8 protein-coding genes are annotated in these 14,153 nt (G+C 54.2%); 6 read left to right on the top strand and 2 right to left on the bottom strand.

Translation table 11 applies throughout. The annotated features are described in order from the left end of the window. Positions 1-649 precede the first annotated feature (649 nt). Both putA and ACZ5BW_RS08070 read left to right on the top strand, forming a co-directional pair. Positions 650-4,366 (top strand): trifunctional transcriptional regulator/proline dehydrogenase/L-glutamate gamma-semialdehyde dehydrogenase, encoded by a 3,717-nt coding sequence (gene putA, locus ACZ5BW_RS08075; RefSeq protein WP_464538750.1) that lies wholly within the window; start codon positions 650-652, stop codon positions 4,364-4,366. A gap of 124 nt (positions 4,367-4,490) precedes the next feature. After that, the gene (locus tag ACZ5BW_RS08070; RefSeq protein ID WP_464538748.1) at positions 4,491-5,591 is read left to right on the top strand and encodes an acyltransferase family protein; all 1,101 of its coding nucleotides are present in this window, start codon (positions 4,491-4,493) and stop codon (positions 5,589-5,591) included. Positions 5,592-5,710: 119 nt separating this feature from the next. Here the strand turns inward: ACZ5BW_RS08070 and nadC are convergent, their stop codons facing one another. After that, positions 5,711-6,580 (bottom strand): carboxylating nicotinate-nucleotide diphosphorylase, encoded by an 870-nt coding sequence (nadC, locus tag ACZ5BW_RS08065; RefSeq protein WP_464538746.1) that lies wholly within the window; start codon positions 6,578-6,580, stop codon positions 5,711-5,713. 59 nt (positions 6,581-6,639) lie between these two features. On the opposite strand from nadC, the gene ACZ5BW_RS08060 reads away from it, so the two are divergent. From ACZ5BW_RS08060 to bamC, 4 genes are all read left to right on the top strand, one after another. Next, on the top strand, positions 6,640-8,121 hold the full coding sequence (locus ACZ5BW_RS08060) for an FMN-binding glutamate synthase family protein (protein ID WP_464538744.1): 1,482 nt from the start codon (positions 6,640-6,642) through the stop codon (positions 8,119-8,121). Positions 8,122-8,274: 153 nt separating this feature from the next. Continuing rightward, complete coding sequence (gene clpB / locus ACZ5BW_RS08055; protein WP_464538742.1) at positions 8,275-10,884, top strand: ATP-dependent chaperone ClpB; 2,610 nt, start codon at positions 8,275-8,277, stop codon at positions 10,882-10,884. A 364-nt stretch (positions 10,885-11,248) separates the two neighbouring features. After that, positions 11,249-12,151 carry a 4-hydroxy-tetrahydrodipicolinate synthase gene (dapA, locus tag ACZ5BW_RS08050; RefSeq protein ID WP_464538740.1) on the top strand — a complete coding sequence of 301 codons (903 nt, stop codon included), beginning with the start codon at positions 11,249-11,251 and terminating at the stop codon, positions 12,149-12,151. A 56-nt stretch (positions 12,152-12,207) separates the two neighbouring features. Continuing rightward, entirely contained in the window at positions 12,208-13,332 is a 1,125-nt protein-coding gene (bamC, locus tag ACZ5BW_RS08045) for an outer membrane protein assembly factor BamC (RefSeq protein WP_464538738.1), read from the top strand. A 258-nt stretch (positions 13,333-13,590) separates the two neighbouring features. Here the strand turns inward: bamC and ACZ5BW_RS08040 are convergent, their stop codons facing one another. Next, positions 13,591-14,019 (bottom strand): OsmC family protein, encoded by a 429-nt coding sequence (locus ACZ5BW_RS08040; RefSeq protein WP_464538736.1) that lies wholly within the window; start codon positions 14,017-14,019, stop codon positions 13,591-13,593. Positions 14,020-14,153: the final 134 nt, after the last annotated feature.

The raw sequence follows: 14,153 nt of genomic DNA, 5'->3' as shown, positions 1-14,153 counted from the left end.
TCCTGAGAATGAAGAACCGGCATGAGATTCATCCGACCGTTGTAAACGTTACTGTAAGACACATCGGTGCCTCCTTCAGACAAATGCGGATATTGGATCTGTTCAAATCCGGTAAAAACCGGCCAGACCCGAAACTGACTCCAGAAAGCGTTGTATTTTTTACTGCTTTTGCGGGATTATGAATGAGGTATTGAGTCAATATTGGGAGAGATGCCCGGATTATAAACCATGAATCGAAACAGGGATAACTCTTCGAAGCTGACGAATATGGGACAGACCGCAGTTTTTCTCATGATAGTGACCCTCAGGGAATTTTCAGTTGCGCAGCAGTCTGGGGTATGTGACGGGACGAACAGACAGGCTCTGATTCAGTGTTCAATAATTTCCAAGCTCTTCTTCAGCGGGCGGAGGTGCAGAAAAGGACCCGGCTCTCAGGAGTGGTTTTGAAACAACGGTCCGAAAATTTCGAAAGTTTTGCTCTCTTTTACACCTTTTTACCTTAACCAGCCTTCTCTTCGAAAATCACAGGCTGCGGGCTACGTGATCTCACCTGCTTCCCCAAATGGGTGAGATAGAGACATGGAAGCCGGGGAATGAAGGTAATCGACAGATCAAGTCAAGTAAATTGTTTCGCTCATACGGAAAAAACTTGGGAAAAACAGTCATCTATCCCCGATTTTTGCGCGCTGCAATTACCAGTGCGTATCGGCGCAACGAGACCGAGAGCGTGAATTGTTTATTGAGCCAGCTCGATTGGCCGCCGCTCAGCCGCGCGCGAACAGAGGAGCTCGCTCGTAAGCTGGTGACCTCGATGCAAGGCAAACACAGCCATAGGGGAAGCGTGGTTGCGTTGATGCACGAATTTTCCCTGTCGAGCCAGGAGGGTATAGCTCTGATGTGCCTGGCCGAGGCGCTGCTGCGCATTCCGGATCGGGAAACTGCCGATCGCCTCATACGGGACAAGATCAGCAAGGGCGACTGGCGCGCGCATGTGGGGCACAGCCCTTCGCTTTTCGTAAATGCAGCAGCCTGGGGCTTGCTGATCTCTCGCAAGCTGGTTTCGACCCACGGGGAGGGCGGGTTGTCGGCTGCATTATCCGGATTGGTGGAGAGGGGGGGCGAGCCACTGATTCGAAAAGGAATGGATCTGGCAATGCGTATGCTGGGCCACCAGTTTGTAATTGGCGAAACCATCGAGGAGGCACTGGAGCGCAGCCGGGAGCGCGAGATGCGGGGGTATCGTTATTCGTACGATATGCTGGGGGAAACAGCAATAACGGAGGCTGACGCCCAGCGCTACTGCGCTTCCTACACCTCGGCCATCCATGCTATCGGCAAGTGGAATGGCGGACGTGGTATTTACGAGGGACCGGGAATTTCAGTAAAGCTCTCCGCGCTGCATCCCCGCTATGTGCGCTCGCAGCGCGAGCGTGTGATGGCTGAGCTGTTGCCACGTCTTAAATCACTGCTGCTGCTTGCTAAGCACTATGACATGGGTCTCAATATGGATGCGGAGGAAGCCGATCGACTCGATCTCTCGCTCGATCTCCTGGAAGCGCTCTTGTTCGACCCGGATCTTGCGGATTGGGATGGCATCGGCTTCGTCGTCCAGGCCTATCAGAAGCGATGCCCGTTCATTGTCGATTGGCTCATCGAGCTTGGGCGCCGCAGTGGTCATCGCATCATGGTTCGACTTGTAAAGGGCGCATACTGGGATGCGGAAATCAAGCGTGCACAGGTAGAGGGGCTGGATGGCTATCCCGTTTATACGCGCAAGATTCATACCGACATATGCTATATGGTTTGCGCGCAGAAGCTTCTTCGCGCGGCGGAGGTGGTCTTTCCCCAGTTCGCCACCCATAATGCGCACACATTATCAGCCGTATGCCAAATAGCGCAGGATGCGGGTATCGAAGATTACGAGTTCCAGTACCTGCATGGGATGGGCGAGACGCTGTACGACCAGGTCGAACTCCTGGAGGAGGATCGGCTCGCAAAGCCGTGCCGCATCTATGCGCCCGTAGGCAGCTATGAGACGCTGCTTGCTTACCTCGTGCGCCGCCTGCTTGAAAATGGCGCAAATTCGTCATTCGTCAACCGCATTCTCGACGACGATATCAGTATAGAAGAGCTGGTTGCGGATCCGATCAGCCAGATCGAGCAGGAGGGGGTGCATCCTCATCCGGCGATTCCCTTACCCCGCGATTTGTACGGTCACAAGCGCAGGAATTCCGCAGGCTTTGATTTCAGCGACGAGCAGGCGCTGGCTACACTGGCTGCTGAATTGACTGAAATGGAAACGCGTGAATGGCGGGCTGAGCCTGTGCTTGCAGATGGTGGGCATGCCGGAAATGCAGGTTCACCGGTTCTCAATCCGGCTGACCACAATGATTCCGTCGGCATGGTGATAGAGGCGACCGAGCATAATATCGAAGTGGCGATCGCTGTCGCGCACGCGTTCGTGGCCGAATGGCAAAGTGTATCGCATGAAGCCCGGGCTGCGATGCTTGAACGGGCAGCGGATGCATTGGAAGCGCACCGTACGGAACTGATGGGGCTGGCGGTACGCGAGGCTGGCAAGTCGTTACCGGATGCAGTCGCGGAAGTGCGTGAAGCGGTTGATTTCTGTCGTTATTACGCGCAACAGATACGCGACCGGTCCAATACGAGTCCACCTTCAGCGCTCGGGCCTGTAGTCTGCATCAGCCCCTGGAATTTCCCCCTGGCAATATTCATTGGCCAGGTAAGTGCTGCACTTGCTGCCGGGAATCCCGTACTCGCGAAGCCAGCTGAGCAGACGCCCTTGATTGCCGCCGTGGCTGTCAGGCTGCTGCACGAGGCTGGCATTCCACGGCCAGCGTTGCAGCTTTTGCCCGGACGGGGTGAGAGGGTTGGAGAGCAGCTTGTCAAAGATGTCCGTGTGCGTGGAGTTATTTTCACCGGCTCCACGGAAGTTGCGCAACTCATTCATCGTGCGCTCGCTCTTCGTTCGCAGAAAGGTGAGATCCTCTTCATCGCCGAAACCGGAGGCCAGAATGCGATGATCGTAGATTCGTCCGCTCGTATCGAACAGGTTGTGCAGGATGCGCTGACGTCGGCGTTCGATAGCGCGGGGCAGCGTTGCTCGGCACTGCGGGTATTGTGCTTGCAGGAAGATATCGCTGAACAGTTGCTGGAGGTTCTGAGAGGCGCAATGATGGAACTCACGGTGGGTGATCCCCGGCGGCTCGCTACCGATGTCGGCCCGGTAATTGATGCAGATGCTCAGCATGCGCTGCTCGATCATATCGAAAAAATGCGCGCGGCAAGTCATGCCGTGTTCCAACCGGCGCTGCCGTCAGTTTGTACGAACGGCACTTTCCTTGCGCCCACTTTGATCGAGATTGATCATATAGATGAGCTGGAGCGCGAGGTGTTCGGGCCGGTGCTGCATATCGTGCGTTTTGCCCGCGAACGGCTGGGCGAGCTTGTTGGCCAGATCAATGCGACTGGTTATGGTCTGACGCATGGCATTCACAGTCGGATCGATGAGACCATTGATTTCATTACCAAGCGTATGCATGCCGGCAACATCTATGTCAATCGCAACATGATCGGTGCCGTGGTCGGCGTGCAACCCTTTGGCGGGGAGGGCAAATCGGGTACCGGACCCAAGGCCGGAGGGCCGCTCTACCTGCATCGGCTGATGCCTCAGACGCCCCTGTTGCTGGCGAATAACGGCGGCCTGCGGGTAAATAATGCGCCTGCTGAGCTGCAAGCTCTTGCCGATTGGGCTCGGCAAGGCGGACGGGACGTGCTCGCCTCGTTGTGCGAGGATTATGCGAGACGCACACCGCTCGCATTCAGCATTCCGCTACCGGGACCGACAGGCGAGAGCAATACATTGAGATTCGCCCCACGGGGAGTGGTAGCCTGTATTGCCATAGACGAAGACGCGCTGCTTGAGCAGATGGCGGCGGCGCTGGCAACCGGCAACCAGATTATATTGGCTGATAACTCGCCTTTGCACGCGTTACTGGATAAGCTGCCGCTCCAGGTGCGGGAGCGATTGCGCGTTGAGCGGAACTGGATCCACGCACCAATTTCTGCGGTACTCTATTCAGGCTCTGAAGACGAGGCGTACCGGCTTCGAAACGAGCTGGCGGAACGCGAAGGTGCTCTAGTCGCATTCATTACTGCCTCCGGTAACGATTTCCCTTTATACCGTTTGACGGCTGAGCGGGTGGTTAGCGTGAATACCGCTGCTGCTGGCGGCAACCCTGGCTTGATGGCACTTGATTTCAATGGTGACCCTATTGATTCTGAAACTTCAAGTGCCCAGAACGCGAACTCCATGTCCAACGCTAAAGTTTTCAACAATTGCTGACGTATTTCAATCTCGAACCTGATCCCGCAATTCTTATTTAAAAGCAGCAACGATTCAGGCGCAATGCATTACCCCGTCTGCGGAACATTTCATACAGCACCATTGTTACACACGACTATTTGTCATGACGACCCGCAATAGCACAATTGACGTGGCAAAAGGGATTGGCATTTTTTTTGTCGTGCTCGGACATAATTGGTTGTCGACACACGAGAAAAGCGAGCTCACCCGAGTTATTTTCTCCTTTCACATGCCTTTGTTTTTCTTCCTGGCAGGAATATTCCTGAGAGCACCGGACGGAATCCTGAGTTTCGCAATAGGCCGGACAGGATCGCTACTGAAACCCTATTTCGTTGTCCTGATAGCCTTGGGCGTACTCAAGATGCTGGGAGCCGCATTGGGTGTGAGTGGCGAAGCTGGCATGAGCGGCACCGGTTATTTTATAGGCTTGCTTTACGGTACCGGCGACACGATCGAGTGGATTGCCCTGTGGTTTTTACCGCATCTTTTTATCTCGCTGATCGCGTCACTGATCATTTTGAGGGCGATTGAAGCTTGCACGGACAACAAGGTATGGATAGTGTCAGTTGCCCTCATGCTCTTAGGGATGGGCATAGGTTCTATCGATGCCTATCGTTACCCTACAGTGGTCGCCGCAAGCGTTATGGGACCGGGGCGGTACCTCGGGCTTCCCTGGGGCGCTGACCTTATTCCAGTAACATCCTCCTTCATTATCTTCGGGTATCTGCTCGCTGAGCCTGCGAAATCGATGAGGTTTAACCTGCCCGGCTTATTTGTATCTGCCGTGGTGTTTGTTCCCTTGCACTTTTATTTTGATGACACCATTGATCTTAATGAAAGGATATACGATAGTGCGGTTGTATCGACCGTGGAGGCGGCGACAGGAATATATATAACGCTCAGTGTCGCTTCGTTACTGCAAAATTTTCCGCCCTTCAGAAAACCGCTGGCATACCTGGGATCAGGTACGCTTTTTATCCTGATCTTTCACGACTTCCTGCAAACACGGGCATTTGACGTGCTGCACTACATAAGCCCTTATGTGTATCTAAACAGCATTGTGAGTCTCGCATGGAGCATCACTGTGTCTTTGCTCCTATGGGAGGTGACTAAGCGTCAGCGGTTCCTGGCAAGATTGCTATTACCCACAAAAGACAACAGTCGTAGCGAGCCACAGTCAGGCGCCAGCCGATCTACAGCCTAAGGGGTTGCCAAGAAGAGCGGAAGTAGCGGAAGAGGAGCGCAACGCCACTCCCGCTATTTTCGCTTATGCACGCGCTGGTTGGCATACTCGGCCTGACTGCACCTGTTGAGGGGGCCATGTCAACTACGGGAAGAAAACCGCATCGACAAGTCTATGGCCTTTATATCCTTGGTAAGGCCGCCAATGGAGATGCGGTCCACACCGGTTTTGGCTACTGCGCGGACATTGTCAAGGGTAATTCCGCCGGAGGCTTCCAGCACTGCGCCTTTATTGGTTAGCCGCGCGTTCAATACTACTGCTTCCCTCAGTTCTTCGAGATCGAAGTTATCCAGCAGAATCAGTGTGGCTCCGGCATTCAAAGCGGTGCGAAGGCCTTCCAGTGTTTCCACTTCGATCTGGATGAATATCCCGCGAGCGGCAATTTTCCTCGCTGCGCGCAGTGCCGGTTCAATACCGCCGGCAGCCATGATATGGTTTTCCTTGATCAGAATGCCATCATATAAACCGATCCGGTGGTTTGTTCCCCCGCCGCATTTAACCGCATATTTTTGTGCCAGCCGTAATCCGGGCAAGGTCTTGCGGGTGTCGACAATGACCGCACCCGTTCCGGATATTGCATTCACGTAACATCGGGTCTGGGTGGCGACAGCCGAGAGCAGTTGCAGAAAGTTGAGGGCTGTCCGTTCACCTGTCAGCAGTGCTCTGGCATCACCCTTCACTTCACAGAGTTTCTGTCCGGCGCCGACTGTTTCGCCGTCCCGCGCATGCCAGCGTACTTCGACTTGCGGTTCCAGTTGCCGAAAGCATTCGTCAAACCATTGGCTTCCACACATCACAGCCTCTTCACGGCTGATCACAGTAGCGGTCGCAGTTTCATCACAAGGAACAAGGCCGGCGGTGAGGTCGCCAGCACCCACATCTTCAAGTAGCGCCTGGCTGACGTTATTCTTGATTTCGGTTTCCAGATACGTGAAATGATCGTAAAACATTTTTATTATGTTTACCGGAACGAATGGAGTATTTTAGCTGAATGCAATACGGAGGCGTCATGTCTGATGCGTTGAAAGTAATCTCATACGGTTTCGGCACGATTGTCGGTCTGATCGTGGTAGGGATAATCGTATTCTGGTTCATTCAGGATGTAACCCAGAAGAAGCATTCCATCCTGCGCAACTATCCAGTAATCGGGCGCTTGCGATTTTTCCTGGAGAAACAGGGAGAGTATTTCCGGCAATACTTCTTTTCCAGTGATCGGAGCGAAATGCCCTTTAATCGCGCTACCCGCTCATGGGTGTACAGGAATGCAAAGAATGAGGGTGGTATCGTCGGTTTCGGCTCGACCAATGATCTGCGCGAGCCAGGCTCTATTTTTTTCGTCAATGTCGCTTTCCCCGTATTGGAGAGCGACCGGTTGCCCACTCCGCCCCTGATGATTGGCGAGGGCTATTGCGAGCATCCTTTCCATGCGAAATCCATTATCAATATCAGTGGAATGAGCTATGGCGCGATCTCGGCGCCCGCAGTCCGCGCATTGTCACTTGGAGCGGCGGAGGCGGGATGCTGGCTGAACACGGGGGAAGGTGGGCTCTCACCTTATCATCTCGAAGGTGGTGGCGATATCGTCATGCAAATCGGTACTGCAAAGTATGGTATTCGCGACCAGGAGGGTAATTTTTCACCGGAGCGGGCAAAGAAACTTGCGAAGGTGGTCAAGGCATTTGAAATAAAGCTCTCTCAGGGTGCGAAGCCGGGTAAGGGGGGATTGCTGCCCGGAACCAAGGTAACCGACGAAATCTCGGCTATCCGCGGTATTCCTGCTCATCTTGATTCAATCAGCCCTAATCGTCATCGCGATATCGGGAACGTGGATGAACTGCTCGACAAGATCGCTCATATCCGCGATCTCACTGGGCGGCCCGTGGGTGTCAAGGCTGCTATCGGCGGGTGGCGCTTCATTAATGAACTGTGCGACGCAGTGAATCGCAGGGGTTCCGAATACGCGCCGGATTTTCTCAACATCGATGGTGGCGAAGGTGGCAGCGGGGCTGCGCCCCAGACTCTGTTCGATCATATGAGCCTGCCCATTGCGGAAGCGTTACCACGGGTGGTGGATGCATTACTGGAATCCGGCTTGAGAGACCGCATACGCGTGGTTGCAGCAGGTAAGCTGGTGACGCCGGCACGGGCGGCGTGGGCGCTGTGCGCGGGTGCGGACTTTGTCAACACCGCGCGTGGCTTCATGTTTTCACTCGGCTGTATCCAGGCCATGCGATGTCACACGAATACCTGTCCTACTGGTATCACCACCCATAATCGGCGTTTGCAGCGTGGCCTGGTGGTACAGGAGAAATACTTGCGCGTTGCCAATTATGCCAAAAACATGAACAGGGAAATCGATATGATTGCCTACTCCTGCGGCTTGCGCCACGCCCGCCAATTGAAGCGCGAGCATGTGCGCATCGTGGAAACGGCGGGCAAAAGTGTGGCTCTCAACATTTTGTATCCATATCCGGAAATACCTTCGCTTTGACTGGCATGCGGTACTGGATCATCCGATACAGCAATGGCTTTGCTTATTGCATCCTCTATCTCGCCGGAGGATTTGGACGCGTGAGGGATATCTTGAAAATTCCACTGTATCCCACATATATAAGAATCATTCACTACCCATAAAGGGCTTCTCATGCGTTTCGACAAATTAACCACAAAATTCCAGCAGGCGTTGTCCGATGCGCAGAGCATTGCCGTGGGCCAGGACAACCCTTATATTGAACCACAGCATTTACTGCTAGCACTCTTGCAACAGCAAGATGCGGGCACGGTTTCATTGTTGCAGCGCGCAGGTGCGAATGTGCCACCCCTGCGGGAAGCACTGAAAAAATCGATTGAGCGTCTTCCCAAAGTGGAGGGTACGGGCGGAGAGATCAACGTCTCGCGTGATTTGGGTAATCTGCTCAACCTGGCCGACAAGGAGGCGCAGAAACGGGGTGATCAATTCATTGCATCGGAAATGTTCCTGGTGGCAGCGCTTCAGGACAAAGGCGAGACTGGCAATCTGCTGAGGCAGAACGGAGCCAGTCGCGATGCGCTGGAACAGGCGATCAACGAGGTGCGCGGTGGCGAGAATGTCAGCAATCCTGAGGCCGAAGCCAGCCGCGAAGCTCTGAAAAAATACACGCTCGATCTGACCGAGCGAGCGCGCGCGGGAAAACTTGATCCGGTTATCGGACGCGACGATGAAATTCGACGTACTGTCCAGGTATTGCAGCGCCGTACCAAGAACAATCCGGTGCTGATCGGCGAACCGGGTGTCGGCAAAACCGCCATTGTCGAAGGTTTGGCTCAGCGTATCGTCAATAATGAGGTGCCGGAAACCCTTAAGGACAAGAAAGTGCTTTCGCTGGATATGGCCGCGCTGCTCGCCGGAGCCAAATACAGGGGCGAATTCGAGGAGCGTCTCAAATCTGTCCTTAAAGAGATTGCGCAGGCCGGCGGGAGCGTTATCGTCTTCATTGACGAACTTCATACCATGGTGGGCGCGGGCAAGGCTGAGGGCGCAATCGATGCGGGCAACATGCTCAAACCCGCGCTGGCGCGTGGCGAGTTGCATTGCGTGGGCGCCACCACTCTCGATGAGTACCGCAAGTACATCGAGAAAGATGCCGCGTTGGAGCGGCGTTTCCAGAAGGTGTTCGTTGAGGAGCCGACGGTCGAGGCAACTATCGCCATCCTGCGTGGCTTGCAGGAAAGATACGAGTTGCATCATGGCGTGGATATCACCGACCCGGCTATCGTTGCAGCGGCTGAACTGTCGCACCGTTATATCACCGACCGCTTTCTGCCCGATAAGGCCATCGATCTGATAGATGAGGCCGGGGCACGTATCCGGATGGAAATCGATTCCAAGCCGGAATCGATGGACAGGCTCGACCGGCGCCTGATCCAGCTCAAGATCGAGCGCGAGGCGGTGAAGAAGGAAAAGGATGAGGCCTCGCAGAAGCGTCTTGCATTACTGGAAGATGAGATAGCCAAACTCGAGCGCGAATACGCCGACCTGGAAGAAATCTGGAAAGCTGAAAAATCCCAGGTGCAGGGTACGCAGCATATCAAGGAAGAGATGGAAAAGGTCAAGCTCGAAATCGAGGCGGCGACGCGCAAAGGAGATTGGCAGAAAGTTTCCGAACTGCAATATGGACGCATCCCGCAACTGGAGGCGCAACTTCAGGCGCAGGATCGGCAGGGTGAAAAGGAGACTGTGGAGCAAAACAAGCCGAAGCTGCTTCGAACCCAGGTTGGAGCGGAAGAAATCGCAGAAGTGGTGTCGCGCGCTACCGGCATTCCTGTTTCCAAGATGATGCAGGGCGAACGGGAAAAACTCCTGAATATGGAACAGAAGCTGCACGAGCGTGTGGTGGGGCAGGATGAGGCGGTACGCCTGGTATCCGATGCTATCCGTCGCTCACGCGCAGGACTGGCGGACCCCAACCGTCCCTATGGTTCCTTTTTGTTCCTCGGACCGACGGGCGTGGGTAAAACAGAGCTATGCAAGGCGCTGGCTGGCTTTTTGTTCGATTCCGAAGAGCATCTGATTCGCATCGATATGTCCGAGTTCATGGAAAAACATTCCGTTGCGCGCTTGATCGGCGCACCGCCCGGATACATCGGATACGAGGAAGGTGGTTATCTGACCGAAGCGGTACGCAGAAAACCTTATTCGGTAATTCTGCTGGATGAGGTGGAAAAGGCACATCCTGACGTGTTCAACGTTCTGCTACAGGTGCTGGATGACGGACGCATGACAGACGGGCAGGGGCGCACGGTGGACTTCAAGAATACCGTTATCGTCATGACTTCAAACCTCGGTTCGCAAATGATCCAGCAGATGGCAGGGGATGATTACCAGGTCATCAAGCTGGCGGTCATGGGCGAGGTGAAGGCCTATTTCCGCCCGGAGTTCATCAACCGGATTGACGAGGTGGTGGTATTCCATGCGCTGGATGAGAAGCATATCAAATCCATCGCGCGGATACAGTTGCAGCAACTGGAAAGGCGTCTGGCAAAACTTGAGATGCACCTCAAGGTGACAGATGCGGCACTTGCAGAAGTGGCTCAGGCGGGATTCGATCCGGTGTTCGGCGCCCGGCCGCTCAAGCGCGCGATACAGGCCCAGATCGAGAACCCGCTGGCAAAGGAAATACTCGAAGGTCACTTCGCTGCGAAGGATACCATCACAGTCGATTCGAAAAATGGCGTGATCACCTTCTCGAAGGCAAGGGAATCCGTACCGGCTTGAGGAAATTTCCGGAAGCCAAGCGCTCTCTCCAACCCTCTCCTTGCCAGGGAGAGGGAGTGGATCGGGTAAGGCTGAAAGGAAATACCTGAATTACAGGACTTTTCCCATAGCCAATTATTGCTCATCTCAAGTTACTTGAGCATTGCGCGCAGCCTCCCCTTCTTATGCTTGGGAGAGCAACGATCCAGCTGCCAGTAGATTCGTCCAGAGTGTTTTGGTTTTCATGACCCTCATAGGATTCATCTAAGGTGCCGGGAACCCGCCTCTCCTGGTGTTGTCTGACAACGCGACCTGTACCGTTGCGAATATGCTTTGCCGGTACCGGATTCAGGTAAAATAGCCGTTTTTTTTCGAATCTACCTTCATGGATAACGTCGCAATAAAAGGCAGTCTGGTCGCCATTGTTACTCCGATGCATGAAAATGGCGAGCTGGATCTGGAGCGTTTCCAATCCTTGATCGACTTTCATGTGACGGAAGGAACTGACGGTATCGTGGTGGCAGGAACCACCGGCGAATCACCGACCGTGGATTTCGAAGAGCACCATCTGCTGATCAAAACCGCGGTGGAGCAGGCAGCCGGACGGGTACCGGTAATTGCGGGAACCGGCGCCAACTCCACGCGCGAGGCAATTGACCTTTCCATCTATGCGAAGAATGCGGGAGCGGATGCAAGCCTGTCAGTCGTGCCATATTACAACAAGCCCACGCAGGAGGGTTTATACCAGCATTTCAGAGCGGTGGCCGAGGCGGTGGATATCCCGCAGATACTATACAACGTGCCCGGCAGGACGGTGGCAGATATCGCCAACGATACAGTTCTTCGTCTCGCGCAAATTCCCAACATTGTCGGAATCAAGGATGCAACGGGTGATATCGGTCGCGGGTTCGATCTGTTGTGCCGTGCTCCCGAAGATTTTGCAATCTATAGCGGCGATGATGCCAGTGCCCTGGCTTTGTTGTTGCTCGGCGGGCATGGCGTTATTTCCGTCACCGCCAACGTGGCGCCGAAGCTCATGCATAAGATGTGCACAGCGGCGTTTGCGGGCGACCTGGCTGCTGCCCGTGCTGCAAACAGAAAGCTTTTGAGGTTGCACCTGGATTTATTCATAGAAGCCAATCCTATTCCTGTGAAATGGGCTGTTGCACAAATGGGATTGATCGGCGAGGGGCTGCGGTTGCCACTGACACCGTTGTCAGATCGATATCATCAGACTGTCAGAAAAGCGATGAGCGAGGCAGGAATCGATGTGGCGATATCTGTTTAAATGACTGCCCGAATTCGAGAGCCTGGGGCAGGATTTTCAGGAATCAAGTATTGCACATGAGATCGCAGATAATGGCTGCGCTGTGTCTGGCAGCGGCCGTTGCAGGATGCAGTGTTTTCTCGGACGTTTTGCCGGAAGCTAAAAAGATCAATTATAAATCGGCGGGCAAACTTCCGCCTCTGGAAATTCCACCTGATCTGACCGCACCGGGTTCGGACGAGCGTTATCATGTTCCGGATATCAGTCCCACCGGGGTTGCGACTTTTTCCTCTTACAACAAGGAGCGCAGCAAGACGGCAGGTATCACCACCGGAGGAGCCTCCATCCTGCCCTCGATGGATGAGGCCGGAGTACGGATGGAACGTTCGGGCACGCAGCGCTGGCTTGTTGTAAATGGCGAACCGGAGGAAATATGGCCGATCGTTAGGGATTTCTGGCAGGAACTGGGCTTTCTCATCAAGATTGAAATGCCTGAAGCCGGCGTGATGGAAACGGATTGGGCGGAAAATCGCGCGAAAATTCCTGAAGATATTCTTAGGAATACCCTCGGCAAGCTTCTGGACAGCATGTATTCAACGGGCGAGCGTGACAAGTTTCGCACGCGTCTGGAGCGCGGTGAGAACGGTACTACGGAGATCTATATCAGCCATCGCGGCATGGACGAGGTGATCGAAGGGGCCAACGTACGGACTGTATGGCAACCGCGTCCCTCTGATCCTGACCTGGAAGCGGAGATGCTTTCCCGCCTGATGATGCGCTTTGGCGTGACGGAGGAGCGCGCCAGAAGCGCAGTGGCGAGCATGGGCGTTCAGGAGCGTGCTCGCCTCAATGGCGAAAAAGGCGGGATACTGACCGTAACCGAAGCTTTCGACCGATCGTGGCGACGCGTCGGACTGGCGCTGGATCGTATCGGATTTACCGTCGAAGACCGAAACCGCTCTCAGGGGGTTTACTTTGTGCGCTATGTAAATCCGGATGCAGAAAACGGCGCAGGAATCGGTTTGCTTTCGAAGCTTGCATTCTGGCGGGGCGAGGATAGCGATAAGCCGGATCAATACCGCATACAGTTAAGCGAAGCGGGAGCCAATACTGACGTCACAGTGTTGAACAAGGATGGCGTGGCGGAGGATTCCGGTGACGCAAAGCGCATATTGAAGCTGCTGTATGAGCAGTTGAAGTAATCACCTTCGGTTGCTATTGCCCATATAGCTGTATGTCTGATTCATACCCGGTGCGACCCGATCCACCCACATGAGAGTTGCAGCGAGCCTCATGCGTTCAGATAGGCTTCGCTCCAACGATCCGGCGGTATTATCGGTGCTGCCGCCAGGTATCTCGGAGCGAAGGTTGATATGCTATCGGCAAGTTCCGGGTAAATCCGGTTATTCGCCGTGTAATATGCCGGCGAATGGCGCTCCGATCGCTTTATCGGGCAATAACTATGTTTTCAGCCTTGCATCCATTGTTATTTTTGCCTTGAATAGTTTGGATACGGGGCAGCCTTCCTTTGCCTTGCTGGCGATCTCTTCGAATTTCGCCTGATCTGCCCCCGGTATTTTGGCGGCAACGTCAAGGTGGATAGTGGTAATCTCGAAGCCTTCTCCAACTTTATCGAGCGTGACAGCAGCGTGCGTCTCGATTTTCTCCGGCGTCAAACCAGCTTCTCCGAGCATCAGGGAGAGCGCCATCGAAAAACAGCCTGCATGCGCGGCGCCGATGAGTTCTTCCGGATTCGTGCCCTTGCCATTTTCAAATCTCGATTTGAAACCGTAAGGTGCTTCGCTCAGCACACCCGTTTCGGTGGAAATCGTTCCGCCCCCGTCCTTGATTCCACCTTTCCAAACTGCCCACGCCTTCTTTGTAGTCATATTTCCTCCTCATATGGAAAAGTTATCGTTTACTTCCATCGTATAGCTTGATTATCAACAGGTGTTTCAGAAAATCGTTTTACCATCCTGGTTCTACCGCCCGGATATCTGCTTCATTTTTACCTTCGCTTCCA

It is taken from the genome of Nitrosospira sp. TNL300, from assembly GCF_055385915.1.
The sequence above is the reverse complement of the archived record's forward strand: the minus strand, read 5'-3'. Positions and strand labels throughout refer to the sequence as shown.